This is a genomic window from Streptomyces marianii, assembly GCF_005795905.1.
Taxonomy (GTDB): Bacteria; Actinomycetota; Actinomycetes; order Streptomycetales; family Streptomycetaceae; genus Streptomyces; species Streptomyces marianii.
Window position 1 is genome coordinate 814,775 of record NZ_VAWE01000001.1, and the last position, 25,801, is coordinate 840,575.

Genomic DNA, 25,801 nt, shown 5'->3' on the forward strand with positions numbered 1-25,801 from the left:
GTACGACCATCGCCACCGAAGGGTTTCGATCGATGACGTCACACGTCCAGGACACCTCCGGCAGCCGGGACTCCGCCCCGCTCGGCGGCGAACTCGCCGTGGAACGCGCGTATGTCGCGATGTGCCGCGAGGCGATGGGCCGTCAGGTGGAGGACGCAGACCGTCAGGTCGTCGCCGGCCAGGACGTGTCGGGCGACGGCGCGAGCGCGGAGGCGCTCGGACGGTATCTGCGCACACGCGCGCGGCGGACGGCCGAGGAGCCCGACGGCCCGCTGTTCTTCGGCCGTCTCGACTTCGAGGACGCGGAGGCCGCGGGCGACCACCGGCGGCAGCGGTACCACATCGGCCGCAGGCGCGTCTCGGAACACCCGGCGGCACCGCCTCTGGTGATCGACTGGCGCGCCCCGGTCGCGCGGACCTACTACCAGGCGAGCGCCCTGGAGCCGCGCGGCGTCTCGGTGCGGCGCCGGTTCGGCTGGGCGCCGTCGAGCCACGGCGCCCCGGAGGATCTCACCGGGCTGGAGGACGAGCACCTGGGCCGACAGGCGGGCGGCGACGCGGCCAGCGCCATCGTCGCCGCCGAGATCGAGCGGCCCCGCCTGGGCCCGATGCGCGACATCGTCGCCACCATCCAGCCGGAGCAGGACGACCTGGTGCGCGCCGAGTTGGCCGAGTCCGTCTGCGTCCAGGGGGCACCGGGGAGCGGCAAGACCGCCGTCGGACTGCATCGCGCCGCGTATCTGCTCTACACCTTCCCCGAACGGCTGCGGCGCAGCGGTCTGCTGGTCATCGGTCCGAACCGGACCTTCCTCCGCTACATCTCGGAGGTGCTGCCCTCGCTCGGCGAGATCGACGTCGCCCAGCTCACGGTGGAGGACGTGGTCACCCGGCACCCGGTCCGGCGGGGCGACGGAGAGGAGGCCCGCGTCCTGAAGCACAGCGCCAGGATGGCCACCGTTCTCGAGCGGGCGCTGCACGCCCGGATCAGGCACCCCGAGGAGTCCGTCACCGTCACGGACGGGTCGTACCGCTGGCGGGTCGGCACGGGCGAACTGGCCCGGGTCGTTGAGGAGGTGCGGGCCCTAGTACTGCAACCGCATGTGGCGTGACGGAGTGTCGTGTTGGTCGTTGGGCTGACTGTGTGATGAATCGCTGACGGTCGCGCAGATCGAGGACTGGTCCGACGGGATAGCTGGTCTCCATGCCCGGTTCGCAGGACGTTTTGGCAGGTCGGAGCCGCGTGAGCGGGCGCTGGACTACCTGTCCACCTTGCTCTCGCCGCTGGAGAAGAAGAACGGGTGGACGCTGGCGGAGCAGGCCGGCCAGCGTCGGCCGGACGGTTTCCAGAGACTGCTGAACTTCGCCGACTGGGACGAGCACGCGGTCCGTGACGACATCCGTGACTTCGTCGTCGAGACGATCGGAGCGAAGGATGCGGTCCTGATCGGGGACGACACCGGGTTTTTGAAGAAGGGCGTCAAGTCAGCCGGAGTCCAGCGGCAGTACTCCGGCACGGCCGGACGCACGGAGAACTGCCAGATCGGCACGTTCCTGGCCTATGCCTCCGCCGCGGGCCGGGCCTTGATCGACCGCGAGCTGTACATCCCGGTCTCCTGGACGGACGACCGCGAGCGGTGCCGGGCGGCCGGGATCGGTGACGAGGTCCCGTTCGCCACGAAGATCGAGCACTTCAAGTGGATGCTGCAACGCGCGATCGACGCACGCGTCCCCTTCGCCTGGGTCACCGCAGATGAGGCATACGGCCAGGTCAAGCACCTGCGGGCCTGGCTGGAGGAACGGCACGTCGCCTACGTGCTGGCCACCAAAGTCAATGACACAGTGACCACCGCCGACGGCACCGACGCCGAGGTCCGTGCGCTGATCACCCGCCTGCCCCGGCAGGCATGGAAGCGGATCTCCGCCGGTGCGGGCGCGCACGGCCAGCGATTCCACGACTGGGCCCGGATCGCGATCCGGGCCCAGTGGGTGGACGGTTTCGGGCACTGGGTCCTGGCCCGCCGCAACATCAGCGACCCCACCGAGATCGCCTACTACGTCTGCTACGGGCCCGTCACCTCGCGGCTGAAAGACCTGGTCAGGACCGCCGGAGCGCGATGGCAGGTAGAGGAATGCTTCCAGACCGCCAAGGGAGAATGCGGCCTGGACCACTACCAGGTCCGTCTCTACCGGGCCTGGTACCGGCACATCACCCTCGCGATGGCCGCCCTCGCCTACCTGACCGCCATCCGCGCCACAGAAGCCGCAAAAGGGGCAGCCCAGACGACGAGCGAGGCCTCATACCCCTCAGCGTCCCGGAGATCCGCCGGATGATCGGGCACGTCGTCATCACACCCCAACGCCACACCAACGAGCATCGTCTGCGCTGGTCACACTTCCGACGCCGTAGCCAAGCCCGAGCCCGCCGCTGCCACTACCAACGCCGAGGCCACGACCCACACATGCGGTTGCAGTACTAGGGGTGCCGTACGCCATGGGCCGCGAACATGTGCGCACCCGCGTGGTGATGCTGATCCAGCAACAGGCCGAGCGGCGGGCCGGCCCGAGGAGCGTCACGTGGAGCAGGCGGATCGGCCGGTCGAAACCGGTGGCGGCGCTCCTGGAGGCCGTCTGGCCGTCGGTGCGGCCGGAGGAGGTGGTGGCCACGCTGCTGAGCGACCGGGCGGTGCTGGCCGCAGCGGCGCAGGGCCTGTTCGACTCGGGTGAACAGGCCGCTCTGCTGTGGTCCGAGCCCCCTCGGTCGGCGAAGACCGCCGCGTGGTCGGCCGAGGACATGCTGCTCCTGGACGAAGTGGCCGGGCTCATCGAGCGCCCCGAGGGGTACGGCCACGTGGTCGTGGACGAGGCTCAGGACCTGTCGCCGATGCAGTGCCGGGCGATCGGGCGGCGCAGCGTCTTCGGATCGATCACCGTGCTGGGCGATCTGGCGCAGGCCACCGCGCCCTGGTCGGCACGGAACTGGCAGGAGCAACTGCGGCACCTGGGCAGGACACGGGCCACGGTCGTCCCGTTGACCACCGGCTTCCGCGTCCCCGCCGCCGTGATGGAGCTGGCCAACCGGCTGTTGGACGTCCTCGGCGTGGACGTGCCGCCGGCCCGCTCGCTGCGGCGGGACGGCGAGTTGACGATCCGCGAGGTCGGCGATGTGACGGCCGGCGCCGTGTCCGCGGTGCGCGCGGCGCTCGACCGCGAGGGCTCGGTAGCCGTCATCGCCGCGGATCGCGATGTGGCTGCCACGTCGGCGGCCCTGCGCGAGGCCGGCATCGAGACGGCGACCGGGGAGGAGACCGCCGCGAACGCCCGGGTGACCGTCATGCCCGCCACGTGGGTCAAGGGGCTCGAGTACGATCACGTCGTCGTCGTGGAGCCCGCCTCGATCGTCGAGTCCGAACCGCGAGGGCTGCACCGGCTGTACGTCGTGGTGACGCGGGCGGTCTCCCGGCTCGACGTGCTGCACGCCCGGCCGCTGCCGGGGCCGCTCGCCGCCTGACGCCGCCGGGTGGCCGAGACATGCGGCCCTCGGCTCGGTGCGACCGGCTTCTCCCAGGGGTGCCGAAGGTCCCGGGCCAGCGGGCGGGCAAGCCGGAGCTGGGTGTATACGGAGATGATCAGCCAGGTCCATCGGTCGGCGGCCTCCGGCTCCCGCAGCCGAGGCTTCGTCCAGCCCAGGGTCTGCTTGAACAGCCGGAATGTGTGCTCCAGATCGAAGCGTCGCAGGAACGCCGGCCAGGCCCGGTCGACGTCCGCGTCGCTGGAGCCTGTCCTCACGGTCCTTTGACAGGTGCTCGACCTCCAGACGGATCAACGTTCCCTCTACCAGAGGTAGTTCACCTGCGTGATCCAGCCAGGCGGCCCGGCGGGTCAGCCTCGGGTGGACCCGGGGACCACGCCTGTGTGACGGCCTTGCCGTAGTTCGCCGTGGCGGTTCGAGTGGTGACAGCCGGTTCGGGCCAGGTCTCCGGTCTAGCAAAACGGAACTCCGGACCGTGCTTCGGCGGCCGGCCGTTCGTCCCGGGCAGCCGCGGCCGCTTCGGTAACCACATCACGCGGTCGCCGCGGATCCGCCCGATCAGCTCGACGGGCAGATCCCGCAGGACCCAGGCCAAGCGGGTCACGTCGTATCCGGCGTCCGTGACGATTACGATGTCCGGCTCGCCGGGCCGCCACTGCCCCGTCGCCCGGCCGACGACATCGCGCCGTGCCCGCGCCGGTGCTCGGGCAGCAGCGTCAGCTCCACCGCCGAGTGCACCGCACCCGGCGCACACAACACCGCATCCGACAGCTCGAACAGCTCGTCGCTCCGCACGGTCAGACACGCGCACGACTCGTCCCGAAAGCGTGACGCTTCCGCGGACGCCTCACCCACAGCGGCTCCAGGCAGCAGACTCACCCCCCACGGCCTTCGTCATGGTCGGAGCACCTTGGTCGGAGCACATGATCAGACGGAGGTCGCCTCGGCGTCCGGCACATGACCATGTGGGCGAAGCAGTTCGAGACGCCGTTCGAGGCGTGAGGCCGTTCAGTCGGGCATCGCGACGGTGAGGTCCACCTCGACCAGCTGCCCTGCGAAGCCCAGTTGCGCAACCCCCAAGAGCGTGCTGGCGGACGTGAAGGCCGGCCCGAGGACGGAAGCGGTGAGCCGGTTCCAGGCGAGGCCCAGGTCCTCCCTGTCATCGCTCCGCACGTAGATCACCGAACGCACCACGTGCTGCGGCTGAGCATTCACCGCCGCAAGGGCAGCAAGTGCGTTCACGACAACCTGATCGACTTGCACCTCGAGGGAGCCCGGGCCGACGAGAGAGCCGCCCGGGTCGAGGGGGCACTGCCCCGCCAGATAGGCCGTTCGGCCGGTCTCCACCACGGTGATGTGGTGGTAGCCCGGTGTCTGATGCAGCTGATCGGGGTTGATACGGCTGATCTTCGCTGTCATGCCGTGAGTCTGACCAGTCTGCCCCCGACACGCACGGGAATTTATCCCACCGCGCGACCGACCGACGCGGCGCGAGGTCAAGGAACAAGCTCAGCCGCATCCGCGCGAGTGGCGCGCGGGGCCGGCGGCCGCGGACCGGTCGGCCGTGGCGTCGGCGGCGACGGCGACGGCGTTGGCGTTGGCGTTGGCGTTGGGCAGGGGCGTGCCGAGGAGCCGCCCGGTTGCCGGAAGGTGTTCACGAAGGCCGACAACGCGGGTGTCGCGCCGACCGTTCGGTTGTGGCCGCCGCTGTCGCCCGTGGGGGCCGTCGATGAATTAGTGGGTTGCTTTGCCCTCGCGGTCTGCGGCTGTCGCGTGCATGACGTAGTTCGCGAGGTCGCTGGGGTCGATCAAGCGGGCGTGGATCGGTTCCGGGTGGTGGCCCAGGTCTTCCAGGATGGGGCGGACCTGCTTGATCAGGGCTCTGATCTGGTTCTCTCCGACGCGGAAGAGGTATGAGATCAGCGAGCGGGACAGGCCGCGCTGGTCGAGGATGGCGGCCCAGATGATGTTCTCCGTGGTCATCTTGCGGTGCCGGGGCCGCTCCTTGGGCGGCAGGGCGTCCAACCGGTCGCGGACACCAGCGGTGATTTCGTCCAGGTCATGCCGCTCGAGGCCGGTCAGCAGGGGGTGTGTAGCCAGGGTCGCGCCGAAGGTGTGCGCGTGTCGGGGGTGGATCTGGAGCCGCGCGGGTGTAGCGGGACGTCGGGGATGCCGGGCTGGGGCGGGATCGTGTAGTTCCACTCCCCATGGAAGTCCTCCGGGCGGATTGTGAGGGCTGCCGCGTGCTGTTCGCTGATCTCGATGCCGGTGGGATAGCTGCCAGTATCCAGGCGGGCGGTCACGGTCAGCCCGGTGCGGGTGGTGGTCGCCGAGATGAGGTTGATGGCGGTCTCGTAGCTGGTCAGCGGGTGGGCACGCCAGTTGAGGGAGATGAAGGAGAACAGCCGGTGCTCGACCCGATTCCACTTCGAAGTCCCCGGAGGCAGGTGGCACGGCGACTGCACCGGCGCACCACGTGGGAGTCGACCGACCTGGCCCGGATGATCAATCCGGTGGTCCGGGGATGGGCGAACTACTACGGGCGTTTCTATCGCTCGGCGCTGTACCCGCTGTTCGACCGCATCAACACCTGCCTGCTGCGGTGGATCCAGAAGAAGTACCGGGTGGGGATGAAACAAGCCCTGCGGCGGCTGGCCGAGGGCCATGCACGCCGTCCGAGGTACTTCGCTCACTGGACCTGGGTGGCCCCGACGGGTTGACGGCCAGGACGACAAGAGCGGAATGACGGGAGACTGTCACGTTCCGTTCCGTGGGAGCCGGGGGGTGAGACTCCCCCGGGCGACCCGACTACAGGGGGGTAATGGCCGGTGGGATGTAGGTGTCGTCGGCCACATTGCCTTCGGGTCCGTAGACGCGGAGCATGATGTTGAACTTTCCCTGGGGGGCAGGGAGCCAGTTCGATGTGGGTGCGCCCGGCGGCAGGGAGGGTGCCATGTAGATGGAGATGGATCCGTCGGCGTTGGTCACCAGGCCGGGGGTGTAACTGGCGACGACGTACTTGTCGAGGACGTTGGGAACCAGGGTGATCGACCTGGGAAGGTAGGCGGTGATGGACCAGAACCGGCTCGCTTCGGGGATCTGCCCGGCCGGGAACGTCATGACGTAGCCGTGGGTCGAGGCATCGAGCTGGGCGCCGGAGCCGTCCTTGAACGCGTGGTAGTAGGCGGCGGTGTCGATGTCGTTGCCCCACTGGAGGAACTCGGTGGTCGAGGAGCGGTTGAGGTAGTTGGTGCCCCAGCGGCCGATGTCGGTGAAGTGGATCCAGTTGGTGGGCCCGGTGTGGTCGAGGTAGTTGGCGATGATGGCGGCGTGCTCGTCCCTGGTCGCCTGCTCGAACTCGTCGCGCAGGGCCGGGGAGGCGATCGCTCCTTTGCCGAAGAGTTTGTCGAAATGCTGAGACAGGGCCACGTCCGAGGCATTCAGCGGCACGGTGGTGGGGGAGTGCATCGCCGTCTGGAGCTGTGCGAGGAAGGAGATGGGATTGTGCTGGGTTTCATTGTCAGCCAGGACTTTGAACCTGACGCCGTACTCAGACACACGGATCAGTTCGGTGGCGCCGGTGGTGGGGTCGTTGAGGTAGTCGCTGAGGGCGGCGAGGTGCAGTTCCTTGCGGAACTGTTCAGCCGCCGCCGTCCGGTCGATGCCGTTCACGAACTTGTCGACTCGCAAGGCCCACAGGGTGTCGGTGTAGGGGACGTCGATCCGGGTGAGCCCTGGAGGGAGGGTGCCCGTGAAGCCCGGTGGGACGAGCGCGTAGGTGCCTGCCGTGTCATTGGGGACCTCGGAGGTGAAGGTGTTGCCGAAGACGTCCGAGGTGAACAGGGACCAGGTGGTCGCGGTGCTGGGGACCGTCAGCACGACGGGTCCGGCCGACAGATCGACGAAAGTGCCCGCGTACAGGGTGTCGTCGTTCGGGGCGACCACCACCGCGAAGGTCGGGGTCATCGTCAGCGGACCGGTGAGGTGGTTCGAGTCTTGGGCCTGCTGGTAGCTCAGCCACCTGGGGTAGAACCGCTCGACGTACTGCCGCGTGACGGTGTAGGCGTCCGAGCGATCGTGGCCGTCGCCGGTCGCCTCTGCGGGTGTGGTTGCAAGAACGGCACCAAGTGTACAGAGCAGGGCCAGCACGCAGGTACGGATACGGGAAGCTGTTTTCACCGCTGATCCACCGGGCTCAGGCTGTGCTCGCGATCGTGGTCCTCGCGATGATTGTTGCCGGCGTTCAAGGGAAACTGCGGCGTGGTCACCAGCCTGTTCGCCGTGCGTACCCGGACGTCGTCGGTGACGGTCTCGGTGCTGTACTGGCTGACCAGTTCCGCCCTGTTGTCGTGTCCATGTACTGCTGCCCAGTGTGAGCCTTGGCCGGGCTTGTCGGCGGGCTTCAGCGGCCGGTACGTGAGGCGGACGATGGGGAGGGACTCGAAGGGCGGCAGGTCGCTCTCGATGCGTGTGAGGCACGTTGCCAGTGCGTCGGTGGTGGTGCAGAGCACCCCGGCGGTGGCAGGACGGGCTACCTCGGACCACACCGTCGAGTCGAGCAGAGCGGCAGTGACCCCCAAGGCGCCCCCCAAGGGGGACACCGAGGAGATGGGCGTAGGCGCCGTGTTCACGAGTGTGAGCAGATCAGTCACCGAGCCGTCCCGGTTGTAGGTGCGGACGAGCCCCACAGCCGTGCTCGTGTCCCCGACGGCATGCGCTGGAGCCACCACGGCCAGGGGAAGCAAACCACCGACGACAAGAGCCAGAACGGCGGAAGAGCGGGATGCGCGCGAATATCTACACAACATGCGCTTTTCCTACCAAGGTGCCAGGGCGGTTGCAAGTTGCGAGGTCGTGGGAGCTTGTCGGTTTGGGGTGGATAGAGGGGCAGGCGCGAGCCTTCGCGATCATTTGGGTGTCTATGCCCGTTGATCATGAGGTGACCGTGCCTGCTGCCATGTCTTTTCCTGTCCCTGCCGTGCTGGTGGCGTCCTGCCATATGAGGACTCCCACCTGGTACCGCCAGCCGTCTTTCGTCTGGCGCCGGGCAGGTGCTGTCACGTTGTCGGGTGCGTGAGCGTCTGATGGTGTGTGGGGGTGTGGTGGGGCTGGTTTTCGGGTCCTGGGTCAGGCTGCGGTGGGCAGGCCGGCTGTGCCGGTGATGTGGTCCAAGAGGGTGAAGCGGAGGGTCATCTCGAAGCGGTACCGAGCGGCGGCCAGGAGGTGGCGTCGGGGCCGGAAGTGGGGTGAGATGCCGCTGAACGCGGACAGGAACCCGTTGCGCCGCGCCGGGTGAGCGGAAGTACTTCATGGCGCGTTCACGCTGGCGGGTGGGCTGGTGGCTGTTCTCGGCCCGGTTGTTCAGCCCCTTGTGCGAGCGGTGCTCGACCGAGGCCATGAGTGCGCGGTGGGCGGCGCCGTAGCTCCTCAGCTTGTCGGTGACGAGGACCCGCGGGACGCGGCACTGCTTCTGGTCATGTGTCGGGTAGGTGCGGCGCATTGCTGCGCCGGGGGCCGTCGATGAATTAGTGGGTTGCTTTGCCCTCGCGGTCTGCGGCTGTCGCGTGCATGACGTAGTTCGCGAGGTCGCTGGGGTCGATCAAGCGGGCGTGGATCGGTTCCGGGTGGTGGCCCAGGTCTTCCAGGATGGGGCGGACCTGCTTGATCAGGGCTCTGATCTGGTTCTCTCCGACGCGGAAGAGGTATGAGATCAGCGAGCGGGACAGGCCGCGCTGGTCGAGGATGGCGGCCCAGATGATGTTCTCCGTGGTCATCTTGCGGTGCCGGGGCCGCTCCTTGGGCGGCAGGGCGTCCAACCGGTCGCGGACACCAGCGGTGATTTCGTCCAGGTCATGCCGCTCGAGGCCGGTCAGCAGGGGGTGTGTAGCCAGGGTCGCGCCGAAGGTGTGCGCGTGTCGGGGGTGGATCTGGAGCCGCGCGGGTGTAGCGGGACGTCGGGGATGCCGGGCTGGGGCGGGATCGTGTAGTTCCACTCCCCATGGAAGTCCTCCGGGCGGATTGTGAGGGCTGCCGCGTGCTGTTCGCTGATCTCGATGCCGGTGGGATAGCTGCCAGTATCCAGGCGGGCGGTCACGGTCAGCCCGGTGCGGGTGGTGGTCGCCGAGATGAGGTTGATGGCGGTCTCGTAGCTGGTCAGCGGGTGGGCACGCCAGTTGAGGGAGATGAAGGAGAACAGCCGGTGCTCGACCCGATTCCACTTCGAAGTCCCCGGAGGCAGGTGGCACACGCTGATCTCCAGGCCGGTCTCGGTGGCGAGAACGGCGAGATTGGCCTTCCACGCTTTGGCGCGCGAGCTGTTGGAGCCGCCGCCGTCCGCGGTGATCAGCAGGCGTTTTGCGCACGGGTAGACCGCCCGTCCTTCCTCGGTCCACCAGCGGCGCAGGCTGGCCACGGCGAACGCGGCGGTGTCGTGATCGGTGCCGATCACGACGAAGCCGGTGTTGCGGCCCAGGTCGTAGATGCCGTACGGGATCGCAGTGCCCGTGGCGTGGGAGGGGAAGTCGTGGTCGAGGACCTTGACCGGGGCGCCCGAAGGGGCCCACTCGCGACCGGGGCGGGCGAAGAGTCCGATCTGCTCTTTCTTCTTGGTGTCCACGCTGATCACCGGGTCACCCGCCTTCAGGAAGTCGGCCACCGTGGCGTTGAGGTGCCCGAACTGGGCGTCCCGGTCCGGGTGATGACTGCCAGCCAGCACCCGCGCGTTGCCGCGCAGGCTGAACCCGGCCGCCTTCAGCAGGGCGGCGACGGTGTCGTGGCCCGCCTTCCTGCCCTGGGCGGCGAGTTCGTCCGCAAGGCGGCGCAGCGACTTCGTCGTCCACGTCAGCGGCTTCATCGGATCGCCCTGTGTACTGTCCTCGACCAGCTCCAGCAGGGCAGCCACCAGTCCCGGGTCCTTCTTCGCCAGGGCCGGTCGGCCGGCCCCCGGACGCCGTACCCGCCCGTCCGGTTCCTCATCCGCCTCGACTTCGGCCAGGCCGCGGCTGACACAGCCCTTCGAGACACCCGCTGCCCGCGCCACCGCGGCGATCCCGCCATGCCCCAGCTGCCGGGCCTCCGCGCCGTACAGGATCCGGCGCTGCCGCTCGTTCAAATGCGGCGTCACCGCCTCGAACTTCGCCCGTAACGACTCCATCGAGCCATCAAAACGCCCCATACAACATCAACGAGCCCAACTACCGCAAGCAACCCACTAATTCATCGACGGCCCCACCCACCGAGGGAGGCGGCCGGCGTCTTCCGCGGCGGACACGAGAGCGGATTCCCCGTCCGGGGCAGTTCTCGCACCTGATCAGCTGATTGCCTCGGTGGGAGATGCGTTACGATGCCCCGGTGAACGCCCCGACGGGCTTGCGGGAGCGCAAGAAGCAGCGAACGCGGGAGACGATCTCCGACACCGCGATCACGCTCTTCCTTGAGCACGGGTTCGACCGGGTCTCGGTCGTCGACGTCGCGGCCGTGGCCGAAGTCTCCAAACCCACGCTGTTCAAGTACTTCCCCACCAAGGAAGACCTGGTCGTCCACCGGTTCGCCGACCACCAGACGGTGAGCAGCAGGGTCGTGGCCGAACGGCCCCCCGGGGTATGCGCGGTCGACGCCCTGCACCGGCACTTCCGAGACGGGCTCGCGGCCCGGGACCCCGTCACTGGGCTCAACGACGACGAGGACGTCCTCGCCTTCCACCACCTCGTGTACTCCACGCCGAGCCTGGTGGCGCGCGTCGGCCAGTACCTGGCCCAGGCCGAGAAGGCGCTCGCCCAGGCCCTGGTCGACGCGCTCGGCTCCCACCGCGAGATCACGGCCGCCCTGCTGGCCGGCCAGGTCATCGCCACCGAGCGCATCCTGGCGTCGGCGAACTGGCAGCGCATCGTCGCCGGCCGGTCCGCGGACCAGGTCCACCCCGAAGCGGTGGCCGACGCCGACCACGCCTACGGCCTGCTGCGGCACGGCCTGGGCGGCGTCGGCCGGCAGAAGTGAGCCACCGACGACGGCGCCTCCCAGCAGGTTGAGGCAGCCGGTGAAGCCGTGAGCCTTGGCCTTCGGCACCGACGTCGTGGCCGGGCCGGCGGCTTCTCCCCCCTCGACCGCCCCCGGCGGGGGTCCGGTGCGGCGGATCAGTCGATGCCCTGGGCGAAGCGGAAGAACCGGTGCGGGTCGTAGGTCTTCTTGACGGCCCGCAGCCGGGCGTAGTTGTGGCCGTAGTACGCCTCGCGCCAGTTGGTGAGCGCCGGGTCCATGTAGTTCTGGTACGAGCGGTGGTTGGAGTACGGGGCGAGGGCACCGAAGCCGCCGTCCACCCAGGACCTGGCACGGTCCTTGGCGTCCTGTGCGGGATCCGGGCGGTTCAGGCCGACCGCGAGGCCGACGTTGAACAGCGCGTCCCGGTGCACGAACGCCGTTGCTGTGGAGGCGACTTCGTTGATCCTCCCGCCGTACGGGAAGAAGCCCATGAACCGGAACTGGCCGGGCGTCGGCTCTGCCGTGAAGGCGCTGAGAGCCGCCTCGGCGGCGGTGCAGGTCCAGGGTTCGGCGAAGAACCGGTTGCGCTGCGTGGTGTGGTTGTCGCGGGACAGCTGCGCCTCGGGCGAGTAGCCCAAGCGGTGGCACTGGGGGACGGTCTTGTCCCCGCAGCCGAAGACGCCCGTCATCGCCTGCTGGTAGGGGAGCTCGACGGTCTCGCGACTGATGGTGGGTGCCGCGGCGGCCACCAGCCGGTCGAGGACCCGGTCGCAGTCCGCCTCGGAGCCGTGGAAGGCCCCGGTGAGGACGACGTTGGGCTCGGTACCCGCGGGAGCGTCGGTGGAGAGCAGGAACATCAGCTCTGATGCCAGCTCCCTGGGAGCGATGGACATCCACTCCTGCCAGGCCAGGATCACCCGGGTCGCGTCCGCCCAGCGGAAGTTGAGGTTGTACGTAGTGAGGGTGGGGATGCGGACGGGCCGCACCTCGAAGTCGGTGACGATGCCGAAATTGCCGCCGCCTCCTCCGCGCAGCGCCCAGAACAGATCGCGGTGCTCGTGCCGCGAGGCCGTCACGGTACGGCCGTCGGCGAGCACGACCCTCGCCGACTCCAGCAGGTCGCAGCCCATGCCGAACTTGCGGGAGGCGAAGCCGAGTCCGCCGCCCTGAATCCAGCCGCCGATCGCGACGGTCGGGCAGGTGCCGCCCGCGACCTGGAGGCCGTGGGGAGCGAGCGCGTCGACGATGTCCACGCCCTGGCTGCCGGCGCCGAGGTGCACGGTGTCGCCGGTGACGCGGACGGCGTTGACCCGGGACAGATCGATGACGAGGCCGGGCCCGGTGGAGTAACCGGCATGGCTGTGGCCGCCGCTGCGGACGGCGGCGGGTATCCCGTTCTCCCTCGCGAACATGATGCACGCGGCGACGTCGCTCTCCGATGCGCAGTACGCGACGGCCCGCGGGCGGACCGCGTCGAACTGGGCGAGTTGCAGCTGCTTGGCGGTGTCGTACGCGGCGTCGGACGGAAGCACCAAGGTGCCGCTCAGCCTCCCCCGCAGCTCGCGCCAGGGCACCGCCGCGGCGGCCTGCGCCAACATCACCCCGCCGGTTCCAGCGGTGAGCGCGGCGGCGGCCGTGGCGCCGGCACCGGCGCGGATGAGCGAGCGTCTGCTGATCACGTGGATACACACTCCGTTCTGTCCGGGCGCGGGCCCGGTGCGATACGTGCTGGCGGGGCGGCGGCGCCCCGCAGAGGAGGGACGCCGGTGACGTAGTGAAGGATCGGCGAGCGACCAGGGCGCGGTGGGAAAGGATCGCGAATCCGTCAGATCCGGTCGCCGGGGCGCCGCGGACCGCGCCGCGCGTACCCGGCCGTCGCGGCGACTCCGAAAGGCGCCGGGGGTTCGAGCGGCTGATACCGGCTGTCGAACCGGCTCATGCGGTACACGCTCCGCTGGAACAGTTCCTCCGCGGTGAGCGCGGGGAAGCGGTGTGGGCGCTCGACCCGGCCGGGGACCGGCAGCGGCGCGAGCGTCGCCCAGGGTGCGGGATGACAGAACTGAGCGATGGAAAGGCGCCCTTCGCGCTGTCCGGGGACTGCGACGACCCGCTGCACCGCGGCCCGCGCGAGCCCGTTGGTCAGCCGGTCGAGGACCGTCCCCACGTTGACGGCGGCGTACCCCTCGGGCACGTCGACGGCAGTCCACTCGTGGTCGATGAGGACTTGGAGTCCTCCGGCGGTGGCCCTGGGCTGCGCGGTGATCAGGTCGGGGTCCCGGTACTCCGCCGCCCGCGCCCTTCCCGCGGGCGGCACCGGGTCCGACGGGGGGTGCCAGATGGCCCGGTTGACCACCGGACCGTCCTCGAGTATCTCGCTGAAGTAGTCCGGATGGGCGCCGAGGGCGCCCCCCACGGTACGGGCCACGTCGTGCTGGAAGCGCAGCATGCGCCCGTGCAGCTCGCGCAGCGCCGAGCCGATGCCGGGTACCAGGTGGTCGGGAAAGTAGGGGGCCGGGTAGCGGGCGGGGAAGCGGACGCGCAGCGGGTGGCCGGCCGGCAGCGTGGAGCCCCAGCGGAAGAGTTCCCCGCAGTCGGCAGTGGTGCTCTTCCCGGCGGTCGCCACCTGCGGTGGGGCGTAGCCGGACTGGCCGTTGCCGCCCGGCACCCGGCAGTCGGCCTTGGCCTCCGAGGGCAGGGCGAAGAAGGCGAGGAGGAACCCGTGGGCCTCGTCGAGGAGGGATTCTGGCACGGTGCTTCGGACGAGGAAGCTGCCGTCGCGCAGCGCGCCGCGGATGTGCTCCCGGTCGCCGTGCGGCCCCAGGGGGATCTCTGTCAGCATGACATGTCCTTGATCAATCCTTATGGGCAGGTCGGGGACCGGTCCCGGTCCGGTCGGCGGCGGTGGCGCGGACGTCGTCGTGGAACGAGGCGCCGGGCACTCGAGCCGGTGGCCGGTGGTCAACCCCTCGACCGGGCGGCGGAGGGTGACCATCCGGACGGACACCTACGGCTCGGCGAGACTCCGGACGCCCACCGTGCCGTCGCGCGAGCAGCCGGCCGGCGCCGTTCACCACGGAATGCCGCGCGGACGATCGGAGCGGACTGACCGGCCGAGTGTTCCCACAGGTCGATTCCTCGCACGCCACCGACCTCTCGTCATGGCTTCCCGGCCGTACCGACACTAAGGACCACCCCGGCAAGGTCGCGAGCCCTGCCCGCCGGATATGGCAACTTGACGTGTCGTTGGAGCCGGTTGACGCATGGGCGGACTCTCCGAGCGCCGTGACACCACCCCGCGGGCGGGGGCTGCGCGCATCGCCCCTCCGGCCCGGCCGTTGCGGTGCGGCGGGCCTTCGACGAGGCGCCGGTGAGACTCCACGGCGGATACCGGGCGCGCGAGGTCCCCGCCGGAGCGGCGGGGACCTCGCGTGTGCCGCCCGGCCCGGACCGTGTCGGCCGGTTGCTCGCGCAGGCGGCGGGAACTCGAGTGGGCGGGGCGGGAGCGGGGCAGGGCACCCCACGCCACGAGGTGCAGCCGGTCGCGACACGGGCAACGCGACACCCCGCAGTCCAAAGCCGGCGACCTCTCGGCCTCGCGGCTCGGGTCGACCAGGTCCCGTCGCGGGTGAGCGTCATCGACGGCTGCGCACGGCGACCGGGCCGTCGGCCCTCACGGAGCGTTCAGACCACGGATCCGCCGGGAATGCATCCGCTCCCGTAAAGGCCTTGCGGCGGACACGTGACCACCGGTCATGGAATGTGGAGCGGCAGCACCAGGGGGCGTGCCGGGTACAGGCGGTGGGCCCGGCACCTCTCGGTGGCGCCATGAGGCCTGCGGCGCGTACCCGCCGCAGGTGGCGGCGTGGGGCACCTTCAGCGTCTGCGGAACCGGAACGCTCTCGGCCGTCCCGTCCGCATTTCGGCCCCGCGCGCGGGCGGGACTCCCGCACCGCGCGAACCCGAGCCCGGCACCTTGCGCCCGCACAAGACCACCGCCGCAAGCCGCCGCCGTCCAGAGATCGATGCCATCGATCGCGAGGACGGGGGGCACCTCACTGTCAGTCGAAGACGGGGCCCTGGGTGCGGCTTCGCTTGAGCTCGGAGAAGCCAGGGGTCCCGGCCACCAGGAGGAGGCCGTCCCACAACCGGGCAGCCGCCTCGCCCCTGGGTGCGGGAGTGACCACCGGGCCGAAGAAGGCCAGCCGGCGGCCGTCCGGCCCGGGCAGGGCCACCACCGGAGTGCCCACATCCTGGCCGACCAGGTCGATGGCCTGCTGATGGGAGGCGCGCACCGCGAGGTCGTAGGTGTCCCGGTCCGCGTGGAGGACGAGGTCCGCGGGCAGGTCGGCCGCCGCCAGCGCGGCGGCCAGGGTCGCGCGGCTCGGGCCGAGTCCCTGGCGGTGGATGCGGGTGCCCAGTTCGGTGTAGAAGCGGCCGACCGTCTCACCTCCGAACTTCTCCCGGACGGCGGTGACGACCCGCACCGGCGGCCAGCCCTCGGTGAGCAGCCTCCGGTAGCGCTCCGGTAGGCCCTCCTCCTTGCCTTCGTTGAGAACGGCCAGGCTCAGCACGTGCCAGCGGATGTCGAGGTCGCGCAGGCGTGCGGCCTCCAGGAGCCAGCGGGAGGCCATCCAGGCCCACGGGCAGACGGGGTCGAACCAGAAGTCGACGGGGGTTCTGGACGCGGGTGACATCTATTCCCCTCCGCGGTGGTCCGCGATACGCGTCAGCAGGGCGTGGGCAGCGGTCAGGGTCTCCTGCGGCGCGGGAGCGGTGCCGCTCACCTGCGGCAGCAGGTCTCCGAGGAGTGCGGCGAGCCGGCCTCCGTTGTCCTGGAGGAACGAGCACGATCCCTCCCAGAAGGCGGCGCGTATCCGGGTCTCCGTGAGCTGCCCGTCCCCTGCGGCTGCAAGGGTCAGGAGCTCGGCCATCCGGCGCTCCAGCGGGCTGGGTGCCCACCTGCCCTCGGCCATGTCCTTTGCCAGCAGCGCCACTTGTCGGTGCGGGACGTCCGGGGTTGCTCCGGCCGGGGCGGTGACCGCGGCCGGGCTTCCCGAGGTCTTCGTGGTCTCCGTCGTCATGTGGTGGTGTCGCTTCCTGTCGTCGTACGGCCGAACGGCCGCGGTCCTCACCGTCGGCGCGGGCGGTCAAGGAAGGACCAAGGCGTGGCGAAGGGCGTCGGCCGATCAGGACCGGACGTCCAGGGTGAAGTGGAGGGCGGCGATGCGCATGCGGTGGACGTGGTAGAAGCGGTGGGCGTCGTGGTTGGCGACCCCGGAGTCGAGTTCGACGCGGACGCAGCCTGCTCGGACGGCACGTGACGCCAGCTCGTCGACCAGGAAGGCACCGGTGCCGGCACCTCGCTGGGACGGGTCGGTGACCAGGTCGTCGATGAACAGCACCCGCCCCCTGCTGGTGGCCAGCACACGGTGGCTGCCCACGCCGAGACAGCGGCCGGAGGCGTCGTACGCCGCCGTGAAGACCAGACCCTGACGGTGTGCCTCGTGAGCGAAGGCATCGGCGGCGGCGTCCGTCAGGGCAGGGCGCAGGACGCGCAGCAGGGGGCGCACGTCCGAGGAGAAGCGCGGGTCTTCGGGTGCGACGTCGGATGTGTACCGCATCGGCGAGGGTGTCATGGCGGGCAGCCTACGGTCCTGAACCAGGGGTTCCGCAGGCCGAGTTGACACACCGGGCGACGGACCTGACGGACCGTCCCCGGTTGTGCGGCCGGAACCGTCCGTACAGGTGCTCCGGTGCCACACTCCGGGGCATGCGTGCCGCTTTCATCACCCAGCTCGGCTCACCGGACGTCATCCGCCACGGTGAGCTTCCCCCGCCCGTACCCGGTCCGAACGACGTCCTCGTCGACGTCGAGGCCACCGCGGTCAACCACGTGGACGGCTTCGTCCGTTCCGGAGCCTGGCGCACTCCGCTCGAGTTCCCCTTCGTGATCGGCCGCGACCTGGTCGGCACCGTCGCCGCCGTGGGCCCCGGCGCCCCCGGCTTCCGCCCCGGCGACCGCGTCTGGTGCAACAGCCTGGGTCACGACGGCCGCCAGGGAGCCGCCGCCGAACAGGCCGTGGTGGCCGCGGACCGGCTCTACCACCTGCCCGAAGGGGCCGATCCGGTCGCGGCCGTGGCCTTGGCGCACCCGGCCGCCACCGCCCATCTGGCCCTGTTCGCCCACGGAAGGCTGCGGGCCGGTGAGACCGTCGCCGTGCTCGGCGCGGGCGGCAACGTCGGCAGCGCGATCGTGACGATGGCGGCCAGGGCCGGAGCCCGGGTGATCGCCGTCGCCTCCGGCCGGGACGAGGACTACGTCCGCTCGCTCGGTGCCGACGAGGTCGTCGACTACCGGCACAGCGATGTCGCGGGCAGGATCCGCGCGGCCGCTCCGGCAGGGGTCGACCTCCATGTCGACACCTCGGGGCGCAACGACCTCGACACCGCCGTGGACCTGCTGGCGAGCCGGGGCAGGCTGGTCCTGCTGGCAGGACTGCGAACCCGGCCGGTGCTGCCGGTGGGGCCGCTGTACCTGATGGACCGCTCGGTCCACGGCTTCGCCATCTCGCACGCCGACACGGCCCAGCTCGCCGCTGCCGCCCGGGGCATCAACGGGCTTCTCACGTCGGGTCACCTGCGTCCCCGCGCCACGGAGGTGCTGCCGCTGAGCGAGGCGGCCGATGCGCACCGCCGGCTCGACGAGGGCAAGGTCCGGGGCAAGCTGGTGCTCGGAATGCACCGCTGAACAAGCGAAGTGCACCGCTGGACAAGCGAAGTGCACCGCTGGACAAGCGAAGTGCGCCCGGAAGAACGGCCGAGGCACCGCGAGATCACCGCTTCTCATGCCGAGCCGAACAGCCACAGAGCGTCCTGAATTCGACTTGACGGACCCGGAAAACCTTGATTGACGGTTCTTCGCAGCCGTCGGCAGGATTGCCGTCATGACCACCAAAGAAAGCGTCATCAACAATTCGCCGCTCTTCGAACTCGACGCCCGCATTAGGGTTTCCGCGTCCCCCGCGGAAATCTACGCCGTTGTCAGCGACCTCACCAGAAGCAAGGAGTGGAGCCCCGAGTGCATGGGCGGTGAGTGGATAAGCGGCCCACCGTCGGCCGTCGGCTCGGTCTTCCGCGGCGAGAACCTGCGCAGCGAGGACGTGGTCGGCTGGGCGCCGCTGGTCCGCGGCACCTGGCACACGGAGGCCCGCGTGGTCGCCGCGGAGCCCGGCAGAACCTTCCGCTGGATGATGCTCACCCACGCCCGAGAGGACCAGGAGTCCGTCTGGGGCTTCGACATCGAGGCTGCCGGCGACGGCACCTCGTGGCTGATCCACCACTTCCGGATGGGCAGAGCGACCGCCGGTATCCACAAGATCGTCGAGACTCTCGACGAGGGCGCCCGCAAGCGGTTCGTGTACGACTGGACCGCAAAGCTGGAGCAAGACCTCGACGACACCCTGAGCCGCATCAAGAACGTCATCGAGAAGAACTGACGCGTCTCGAGATCTCGACGCGCAGCGGCGGTTCGGGGAAGCCCCGCGACCCCTCCCCGCCCCTCCCCCATCAATTGACGAAATCCACAGTCATGGACGAGAGATCGGGTACATGTTTCTCCAGCGAATAGGAAGCAAAGGAATCCGCCTCGGCACGCTCTTCGAAAGAGCCGCGGCTCGGCACCCGGCGAACTTCGTGGTCCTCGACCACGACCTGGACATCGCCCCGCAGCTCGCACGCCGCTCCACGCTGACCGAACTGGCCGACCTGGTGGACGATTTCGCGTCCCGGCTGTGGGCCGCCCAGGTCCGTCCCGGCGACCACGTCGTGGTGCACAAGAGCGACAACTTCGACATCTCCCTGCTGGCCTGTGCCGTCGCGCGGACCGGCGCCATCCCGGTGCTGCTGTCCCCGAAGCTCGACGGCGCCACCGTGGCCGAGCTGCTGCGCCGGGTCGGGCAGCCGTTCCTCGTGACCGACCAGGACAAGCTCGACAACGATCTGCCGGCCGAGGTCTTCGGGCTCTCCCGCACGGTGCTGCTGGCCGGCGGAGAGCACGAGGGCGCCACCACCCTCGCCTCGCTCGCCGGGGTGGAGCGGGTGCCCGCGGTCGCGATGCCGGTCGACCACCCGACGCTGATCACGCACACCTCCGGCACCACCGGTACGCCGAAGCTGGCCGTACACACCGGTCTCAGCTTCCAGGCCCGCTACCGCCCGCAGGCCGCCGTGGTGGCCACGGCGGTGGCGAAGCGCGAACCGATCGCCGTGCACGTGTCGTTCGTGCACTCGCGGATGTTCACCGCGATGCCGATCTCGATCCTTCAGGGACACCCGCTGATCATCCTGCGGGACGACGACCCGGCGACCGTGGGCGAGCTGTTCAGCCAGGTTCCGCCCGGCTTCATCGAGGCCCACCCCAACACGTTCCTGCGCTGGGAGGTGCTCGCCGACGACCCCCGCGGTCCGCTCGCAAACGTCAAGTACTTCTCCAGCACCTTCGACGCGATCCACCCGCGCACCGTCAACCGCCTGCTGCAGGCCTCCCGCCGGAAGGGCCGCCGGTTCGCCCAGGCTTACGGCCAGAGCGAAGTCGGCCCGATCGCGGCCAGGACCTACTCCCTCAAGGACGGCGCCGACTTCAACGGCCGCTGTGTCGGGGTGCCCTTCCCCGGCATGACCGGGGTACGCGTGGTCAGCCGCGACGGCAACCCGCCCAGCAAGGAGAACCCCGGGTTCATCGAGGTCAGGAGCGACGGCAGGATCGTCACCTACCTCGGCGAACACGAGCGCTGGCAGAAGCAGGTGCACGACGGCTGGTGGCGCATGGGCGACGTCGGATACCGCACCAAACTGGGCTGTCTGCACCTGCTCGACCGTGAGGTCGACGAGATCCCCGGAGTGCAGTCCACCCTCGAGATCGAGGACAAGCTGTTCACCCGGCTGCCCGAGCTCATCGAGGTCATCATCGTGCCCGGTGCGGACAACCGCCCGGTGCCGGTGGTGTGCACCCGCGAGAACCAGCCACTCGACCCGATCGCCTGGAAGACCGCGGTCGTCGACCTCCCGGCGCTCGCCGAGCCCGTGCAGTGGCGTCTGGAAGACCTGCCCCAGACGGCCACCACCAAGATCAAGCGTCTTGAGCTGGCCAGGCTGCTGACGTCCGGCGCGGCATAGAACAGCCGCTTCCCCCCTCTGTCTCCTCCTGCTCGCAGCCGCGGCCGGTGTCCCGCACACCGGCCGCCGCCTGGCGGTGTCCCACAGCAGTGACCCGAAGCAGTGACTCGTAGCAGTGTGCCCCGAAACGGAGCCTTTTCATGAACGGAACCCGCCTCGAAGTCTGCATCGTCGGAGCCGGGCCGCGTGGTCTGTCGGTCCTGGAGCGGCTGCTGGCCAACGAGCGCCACCGGCCGACGCACCGGACCGTCACCGTCCACGTCGTCGACCCCTCGGCCCCGGGGGCCGGCAACGTCTGGCGCCCCGAGCAGTCGCAGCATCTGCTGATGAACACCGTCGCGTCCCAGATCACCGTCTTCACCGACGACAGCGCCACCATCGACGGGCCCGTCGAGCCGGGCCCGAGCCTGTACGAGTGGGCCAAGAGCCTGGCCCTGCTCGGCGACCCGGCAGACCACGACGCCGAGGTGCTCGCCGAGGCGGAGCGCCTCGGCCCCGACGCCTACCCCACCCGCGCCTTCTACGGCCGCTATCTGCACGACTGCTTCCAGCGGGTGGTGGCGAACGCCCCCGCCCACACGGAGGTCAGGGTCCACCGCTCGCGCGCGGTCGCCATGGCCGACACCCACGGCGTGCCGGGAGGTCCGCAGGGCATACGCCTGGAGGACGGCACCCGGCTCAACGAGCTGGACGCCATCGTGATGGCACAGGGCCATGTGCCTGCCAGGCTCTCGGCCCGCGAGGCACGCACCGCGAGCCTGGCCCGGATCCACCACCTCACCTACATCACCCCCGCCAATCCGGCGGATCTGCCGCTCGACGGCGTCGAACCCGGCGAGAACGTGCTGCTGCGCGGCCTCGGCCTCAACTTCTTCGACCACATGGCCCTGTTCACCCTGGGCCGGGGCGGCAGCTTCGAGCGCGTGGACGGCCGACTGGTGTACCGGGCGTCGGGCAAGGAGCCGCGCCTGTTCGCCTTCTCGCGCCGCGGTGTGCCCTACCACGCCCGGGGCGAGAACCAGAAGGGCGCCACCGGCCGCTACTTCCCGCGGTTGCTCACACCCGAGTACATCGCCGAACTGCGCGAGCGCGCGGCGGACGGCGTCCCGGTCAACTTCACCGTCGACCTGTGGCCGCTGATCTCCCGCGAGGTGCAGAGCGTCTACTACGGAGCGCTCCTCACCGGCCGCGGGGAGGCTCGGCTGCGCGAGAGTTTCACCGAGCGGTTCCTGTCGCTGGCCCCGGACGCGGACGCCGGGGCCCTGCTCGCCGAGTACGGCCTGGGCGCGGACGACCGATGGGACTGGAAGAAGCTCTCGCGGCCCTACGGGGAGAGGCGGTTCGCGGACCGCGACGACTTCACGGACTGGCTGCTCCGGTACCTGCGGCTCGATGTCGAGCGCTCCCGGGAGGGCAACGTCTCAGGACCCGTGAAGGCCGCCCTCGACGTACTGCGCGATCTGCGCAACGAGATCCGGCTCGCCGTCGACCACGGTGGGCTGGAGGGCAACTCGCACCGGGACGACCTGGAGGGCTGGTACACACCGCTCAACGCCTTCCTGTCGATCGGCCCGCCGGCCTCCCGGATCGAGGAGATGATCGCACTGATCGAGGCGGGCCTGCTCACCGTGACGGGCCCCGGCACCCAGGTCCGCATCGACACCGCCGCCCAGGTGTACGTGGCCCACTCCACCGTGGTGCCGGGCGAGGCGATCCGCGCCACCACGCTGATCGAGGCGCGGCTGCCGGAGCCCGACCTGCGCCGCACCGACGACCCGCTGCTCCGGCACCTGCTCGACACCGACCAGGCGACACCGTTCCGCATCAAGGGCGAGGCGGGCACCGAGTACGAGACCGGAGGTCTCGCCGTCACCGAACGGCCCTACCGGCTGCTCGACGGCAAGGGCCACGCCCACCCGCGGCGGTTCGCCTACGGTGTGCCCACCGAGTCGGTGCACTGGGTGACGGCGGCCGGTATCCGGCCGGGGGTGGACTCCGTGACCATCGGCGACTCGGACGCGATCGCGCGGACCGTCCTGAGCCTCCCCCCGGCCGCCAGCGTCCCCAGCGCGGTCCGGCCGATGGAGACGGACAACGACCTGTTCGGGGTGATCGTGTGAGCCGGCTCCCGGCACCGGGGACCGCGCACGGGACGAACGGCGCACCCGCGTCCGGGGCGCACTCCGCCCGCACCGGACTGCCACCGGCCGGAGTGCGCCCGGCGGCCGGCCGGACGGCGGCACCGGAGGCGCTCGCCGACGCCGGGCTGCTCTCCCCGGTCCGGGCCGGCACCCCGGTGGAGGCGGCCGTCAGCGACACGGCGTGGCTGCAGGCCATGCTGGACGCCGAGGCCGCTCTCGCCCGGGCGCAGGCCGGGCTCGGCACGCTGCCGCAGCGGGCCGCCGACGCCATCACGGCGGCGGCCCGCGCCGACCGGCTCGATCTGCGGGCCCTGGCGCTCGCCGCGCGGGAAACAGCGAATCCGGTGGTCGGTCTGGTGCAGGCCCTGACCGCGGTGGTGGCGGCCGACGACCCGGCAGCCGCCGAGTACGTGCACCGCGGCTCGACCAGCCAGGACATCCTCGACACCGGCGCGATGCTGATCGCCGACCGGGCGCTGGGGATCATCCGTGCCGACCTGCGGTCGGCGGCCGCCGCGTTGGGCACGCTCGCCGCCGAGCACCGGGACACCCCGGCGGTGAGCCGTACGCTCGGGCTGCACGCCGTGCCCACCACCTTCGGCCTGCGGGCGGTGAGCTGGCGCCAGCTGCTGCTGGACGCGGAGCGGCGACTGGGCCGGGTGCAGTCGGACGGACTGCCCGTCGCCCTCGGCGGGGCGGCCGGCACGCTCGCCGGCTATCTGGAGTACGCGGCGATCGGCGCAGGAGGGCTCCGACCCGAGCCCGGCGCGTATCTGGACCGTCTGGTGAACGCGTTCGCCAAGGAGACGGGTCTGACCCCTCCGGTGCTGCCCTGGCACGCGCTGCGTACGCCGATGGCCGATCTGGCGGCCGCGCTCGGCTTCACGGCCGGTGCGCTGGGCAAGATCGCCGTCGATGTGCAGTCGCTTGCCAGGACCGAGGTGGGGGAGGTCGCCGAGCCCGGTGCGGCGGGGCGGGGCAGCTCGTCGGCGATGCCGCACAAGCGCAACCCGGTCCTGGCCACCCTGGTGCGCAGCGCCGCGCTCCAAGTCCCGGTCATCGCATCCGGCTTGACGCAGTGCCTGGTCTCCGAGGACGAGCGCTCCGCGGGTGCCTGGCACGCCGAGTGGCAACTGCTGCGGGAGTGTCTGCGGCTGACCGGCGGCGCCGCCCACACGGCCGTGGAGCTCACCGCGGGCCTGGAGGTGCGGCCCGGGCGAATGCGCGAGAACCTCGGCCTGACCGGCAGCCAGGTGGTGTCGGAGCGGATCGCGGCCGTACTCGCCCCGCTGATCGGCAAGGCGCCGGCCAAGCGGCTGCTGACCGATGCCACCGAGACGGCCACCCGCACCGGCCGGCCGCTGGCCGAGGTGCTCCGGGCGCTGCCCCACCTGCCGGAGGGTGTCACCGGCGACGGACTCGCCGCGCTGTGCGATCCCGCCGGGTACACCGGCGCAGCCTCCGCCCTGGTGGACCGCGCCCTGCTCGCATGACGCCCTTCCGTCCCGCCCCGGTGCGTCGGCACGCGCGGGGGCGGGCTCCCGAATCGTGGAAATACGCGTGGAAGCCGCGTGGAAAGCCGAGGAGAAGATGACCACCGGACGTGTCTCCGGACGATGGCTCGAGGACTGGGATCCGGAGAACGAGGAAGCGTGGGAGCGCACCGGCAAGCGGATCGCCCGCCGCAATCTGGTGCTCTCCGTTCTCTCCGAGCACATCGGCTTCTCGGTATGGAGCATGTGGTCGGTCCTGGTGCTGTTCCTGTCGGACGAGATCGGCCTCGGTTTCGCCGCCGACGAGAAGTTCCTGCTCGTGGTCGTTCCGGTGCTGGTCGGCGCGCTGCTCCGGCTGCCGTACAGCTATGCGGTGACCCGCTTCGGCGGGCGCAACTGGACGGTGTTCTCCACGGCCGTACTCCTGGTGCCCGCTTCGCTCACGACGTACTTCGTGCAGCGCCCGGGCACCCCGTTGTGGATCTTCCTGCTGATCGGCGCGAGCGCCGGTCTCGGCGGCGGCAACTTCGCCTCGTCGATGCGGAACATCACCGCCTTCTACCCGCAGCGGCACCAGGGCTGGGCCCTCGGCCTGAACGCGGGCGCCGGCAACCTCGGGGTCGCGGTGGTGCAGTTGCTCGGCCTGCTGGTGATCTCCACGGTCGGCGACACCCACCCGGCGTACGTCGCCGGTTTCTATCTGCCCCTGATCGTCCTGGCATCGCTGCTCGCGACCCTGCGGATGGACAACGTCGCCATGGTGCGCACCGAGCGCGGCGCTCAGCGGGAGGCGGCCCACGACCTCCACACCTGGTGGATCTCCCTGCTCTACGTGGGCACCTTCGGCTCGTTCATCGGGTTCGGCTTCGCCTTCGGGCTGGTCCTGCAGTCCCAGTTCGGGTCCACACCGCTGGAGGCCGCCTCGTTCACCTTCCTCGGTCCGCTCCTGGGCTCGGTGACGCGTCCGTTCGGCGGCCGCCTCGCCGACCGGTGCGGTGGCGCGAGGGTCACCCTGTGGAGCTTCGCCGGCATGGCCGCGAGCACCGTGGTACTCCTCTGGGCGACCCACGCGGCCTCGTTCCCGCTGTTCGTGGCGGGGTTCAGCGTCCTGTTCGTGATGAGCGGCATCGGCAACGGCTCGACGTACAAGATGATCCCCTCGGTGTTCGCCCGACAGGCGCAGGACGCGGTCACCTCGGGCCGGGACGCCGCCGAGGCCTTCGCGAGGGCCCGCCGGCTCTCCGGTGCGGTGATCGGCATCGCCGGAGCGGTGGGCGCGCTCGGCGGAGTCGCCATCAACCTGGCGTTCCGGTCCGCTTACGGCTCCCTCGGCACCGGTGAGCCCGCGTTCTACGCCTTCCTCGCCTTCTACGCGGTGTGCGCGGTACTGCTCCGGACGGTGTACCTCCGGGACGGCCGGACCCGGCCGCCGGCCGTCGCGCCGCGCAAGGAGGCCCTCCGTGTCCACTGAGGAGTCCACTCCGACG

19 protein-coding genes and 6 pseudogenes are annotated in these 25,801 nt (G+C 70.4%); 11 read left to right on the forward strand and 14 right to left on the reverse strand.

All coding sequences use genetic code 11. The features are described 5' to 3' along the window. Positions 1–119: 119 nt before the first annotated feature. The 3 genes and pseudogenes from FEF34_RS03735 to FEF34_RS03745 form a co-directional block, all read left to right on the forward strand. Positions 120–1,082: pseudogene (locus tag FEF34_RS03735) on the forward strand (AAA family ATPase); the annotation flags it as partial. A gap of 85 nt (positions 1,083–1,167) precedes the next feature. After that, the gene (locus tag FEF34_RS03740) at positions 1,168–2,331 is read left to right on the forward strand and encodes an IS701 family transposase (protein WP_138051846.1); all 1,164 of its coding nucleotides are present in this window, start codon (positions 1,168–1,170) and stop codon (positions 2,329–2,331) included. A gap of 151 nt (positions 2,332–2,482) precedes the next feature. Beyond that, positions 2,483–3,508: pseudogene (locus FEF34_RS03745) on the forward strand (AAA family ATPase); the annotation flags it as partial. Here FEF34_RS03745 and FEF34_RS03750 read toward each other — a convergent pair. From FEF34_RS03750 to FEF34_RS42530, 4 genes and pseudogenes are all read right to left on the reverse strand, one after another. Continuing rightward, positions 3,457–4,399: pseudogene (locus FEF34_RS03750) on the reverse strand (transposase); the annotation flags it as partial. The pseudogenes FEF34_RS03745 and FEF34_RS03750 sit on opposite strands and share 52 nt — an antisense overlap. A gap of 138 nt (positions 4,400–4,537) precedes the next feature. Beyond that, entirely contained in the window at positions 4,538–4,948 is a 411-nt protein-coding gene (locus tag FEF34_RS03755; RefSeq protein WP_138051848.1) for a RidA family protein, read from the reverse strand. A gap of 315 nt (positions 4,949–5,263) precedes the next feature. Continuing rightward, positions 5,264–5,554: a hypothetical protein gene (locus tag FEF34_RS42525; protein WP_138051852.1), complete on the reverse strand. Its 291-nt coding sequence runs from the start codon at positions 5,552–5,554 to the stop codon at positions 5,264–5,266. A 155-nt stretch (positions 5,555–5,709) separates the two neighbouring features. Next, positions 5,710–5,982: pseudogene (locus FEF34_RS42530) on the reverse strand (ISAzo13-like element transposase-related protein); the annotation flags it as partial. Positions 5,983–6,030: 48 nt separating this feature from the next. On the opposite strand from FEF34_RS42530, the gene FEF34_RS42535 reads away from it, so the two are divergent. Continuing rightward, complete coding sequence (locus tag FEF34_RS42535; protein WP_407698340.1) at positions 6,031–6,249, forward strand: group II intron maturase-specific domain-containing protein; 219 nt, start codon at positions 6,031–6,033, stop codon at positions 6,247–6,249. An 88-nt stretch (positions 6,250–6,337) separates the two neighbouring features. On the opposite strand, the gene FEF34_RS03775 is transcribed toward FEF34_RS42535, so the two are convergent. The 5 genes and pseudogenes from FEF34_RS03775 to FEF34_RS03795 form a co-directional block, all read right to left on the reverse strand. Beyond that, positions 6,338–7,708 carry a DUF1214 domain-containing protein gene (locus FEF34_RS03775; protein WP_234042261.1) on the reverse strand — a complete coding sequence of 457 codons (1,371 nt, stop codon included), beginning with the start codon at positions 7,706–7,708 and terminating at the stop codon, positions 6,338–6,340. Continuing rightward, positions 7,705–8,256: a hypothetical protein gene (locus FEF34_RS03780; protein ID WP_138051851.1), complete on the reverse strand. Its 552-nt coding sequence runs from the start codon at positions 8,254–8,256 to the stop codon at positions 7,705–7,707. The genes FEF34_RS03775 and FEF34_RS03780 overlap by 4 nt, the downstream gene beginning before the upstream one ends. Before the next feature lie 400 nt (positions 8,257–8,656). Beyond that, positions 8,657–8,984, reverse strand: a pseudogene (locus tag FEF34_RS44465) (DDE-type integrase/transposase/recombinase); the annotation flags it as partial. Between the two features lie 70 nt (positions 8,985–9,054). After that, a complete protein-coding gene (locus tag FEF34_RS03790) occupies positions 9,055–9,345 on the reverse strand; it encodes a hypothetical protein (RefSeq protein WP_138051852.1) in 291 nt (96 codons plus the stop codon). A gap of 152 nt (positions 9,346–9,497) precedes the next feature. After that, positions 9,498–10,682, reverse strand: a pseudogene (locus FEF34_RS03795) (ISAzo13 family transposase); the annotation flags it as partial. 197 nt (positions 10,683–10,879) lie between these two features. Here FEF34_RS03795 and FEF34_RS03800 point away from each other — a divergent pair. Then, complete coding sequence (locus tag FEF34_RS03800; protein WP_138051853.1) at positions 10,880–11,524, forward strand: TetR family transcriptional regulator; 645 nt, start codon at positions 10,880–10,882, stop codon at positions 11,522–11,524. Positions 11,525–11,661: 137 nt separating this feature from the next. Here the strand turns inward: FEF34_RS03800 and FEF34_RS03805 are convergent, their stop codons facing one another. The 5 genes from FEF34_RS03805 to FEF34_RS03825 form a co-directional block, all read right to left on the reverse strand. Then, positions 11,662–13,185, reverse strand: a complete 1,524-nt coding sequence (locus FEF34_RS03805; RefSeq protein ID WP_138051854.1) for an FAD-binding oxidoreductase — start codon at positions 13,183–13,185, stop codon at positions 11,662–11,664. A 146-nt stretch (positions 13,186–13,331) separates the two neighbouring features. Next, positions 13,332–14,345, reverse strand: coding sequence for an isopenicillin N synthase family oxygenase (locus FEF34_RS03810; RefSeq protein ID WP_171052803.1), 1,014 nt, complete (start codon positions 14,343–14,345; stop codon positions 13,332–13,334). Between the two features lie 1,219 nt (positions 14,346–15,564). Beyond that, positions 15,565–16,200, reverse strand: a complete 636-nt coding sequence (locus FEF34_RS03815) for a mycothiol-dependent nitroreductase Rv2466c family protein (RefSeq protein WP_138051856.1) — start codon at positions 16,198–16,200, stop codon at positions 15,565–15,567. Further along, complete coding sequence (locus tag FEF34_RS03820; RefSeq protein ID WP_138051857.1) at positions 16,201–16,587, reverse strand: hypothetical protein; 387 nt, start codon at positions 16,585–16,587, stop codon at positions 16,201–16,203. Between the two features lie 105 nt (positions 16,588–16,692). Next, complete coding sequence (locus tag FEF34_RS03825) at positions 16,693–17,142, reverse strand: GNAT family N-acetyltransferase (RefSeq protein WP_234042262.1); 450 nt, start codon at positions 17,140–17,142, stop codon at positions 16,693–16,695. 134 nt (positions 17,143–17,276) lie between these two features. Here FEF34_RS03825 and FEF34_RS03830 point away from each other — a divergent pair, with 134 nt between their 5' ends. From FEF34_RS03830 to FEF34_RS03855, 6 genes are all read left to right on the forward strand, one after another. Further along, a complete protein-coding gene (locus FEF34_RS03830; RefSeq protein WP_138051858.1) occupies positions 17,277–18,254 on the forward strand; it encodes an NADPH:quinone reductase in 978 nt (325 codons plus the stop codon). Positions 18,255–18,450: 196 nt separating this feature from the next. Further along, positions 18,451–19,002 carry an SRPBCC family protein gene (locus FEF34_RS03835; protein ID WP_138051859.1) on the forward strand — a complete coding sequence of 184 codons (552 nt, stop codon included), beginning with the start codon at positions 18,451–18,453 and terminating at the stop codon, positions 19,000–19,002. A gap of 112 nt (positions 19,003–19,114) precedes the next feature. Then, on the forward strand, positions 19,115–20,680 hold the full coding sequence (locus FEF34_RS03840; RefSeq protein WP_138051860.1) for a class I adenylate-forming enzyme family protein: 1,566 nt from the start codon (positions 19,115–19,117) through the stop codon (positions 20,678–20,680). Positions 20,681–20,820: 140 nt separating this feature from the next. Continuing rightward, a complete protein-coding gene (locus FEF34_RS03845; RefSeq protein WP_138051861.1) occupies positions 20,821–22,800 on the forward strand; it encodes an FAD/NAD(P)-binding protein in 1,980 nt (659 codons plus the stop codon). A gap of 92 nt (positions 22,801–22,892) precedes the next feature. Then, on the forward strand, positions 22,893–24,314 hold the full coding sequence (locus tag FEF34_RS03850) for a lyase family protein (RefSeq protein ID WP_234043050.1): 1,422 nt from the start codon (positions 22,893–22,895) through the stop codon (positions 24,312–24,314). Between the two features lie 97 nt (positions 24,315–24,411). Continuing rightward, positions 24,412–25,785, forward strand: a complete 1,374-nt coding sequence (locus FEF34_RS03855; RefSeq protein ID WP_138051862.1) for a nitrate/nitrite transporter — start codon at positions 24,412–24,414, stop codon at positions 25,783–25,785. The last annotated feature ends 16 nt before the right edge of the window (positions 25,786–25,801 follow it).

Coding starts and splice junctions, on each gene's coding strand:
- FEF34_RS03755 (WP_138051848.1), bottom strand. CDS start 4,948: ATGACAGCGAAGATCAGCCGTATCAACCCCGATCAGCTGCATCAGACA.
- FEF34_RS42535 (WP_407698340.1), top strand. CDS start 6,031: ATGATCAATCCGGTGGTCCGGGGATGGGCGAACTACTACGGGCGTTTC.
- FEF34_RS03810 (WP_171052803.1), bottom strand. CDS start 14,345: ATGCTGACAGAGATCCCCCTGGGGCCGCACGGCGACCGGGAGCACATC.
- FEF34_RS03815 (WP_138051856.1), bottom strand. CDS start 16,200: ATGTCACCCGCGTCCAGAACCCCCGTCGACTTCTGGTTCGACCCCGTC.
- FEF34_RS03820 (WP_138051857.1), bottom strand. CDS start 16,587: ATGACGACGGAGACCACGAAGACCTCGGGAAGCCCGGCCGCGGTCACC.
- FEF34_RS03825 (WP_234042262.1), bottom strand. CDS start 17,142: ATGACACCCTCGCCGATGCGGTACACATCCGACGTCGCACCCGAAGAC.
- FEF34_RS03830 (WP_138051858.1), top strand. CDS start 17,277: ATGCGTGCCGCTTTCATCACCCAGCTCGGCTCACCGGACGTCATCCGC.
- FEF34_RS03835 (WP_138051859.1), top strand. CDS start 18,451: ATGACCACCAAAGAAAGCGTCATCAACAATTCGCCGCTCTTCGAACTC.
- FEF34_RS03840 (WP_138051860.1), top strand. CDS start 19,115: ATGTTTCTCCAGCGAATAGGAAGCAAAGGAATCCGCCTCGGCACGCTC.
- FEF34_RS03845 (WP_138051861.1), top strand. CDS start 20,821: ATGAACGGAACCCGCCTCGAAGTCTGCATCGTCGGAGCCGGGCCGCGT.
- FEF34_RS03855 (WP_138051862.1), top strand. CDS start 24,412: ATGACCACCGGACGTGTCTCCGGACGATGGCTCGAGGACTGGGATCCG.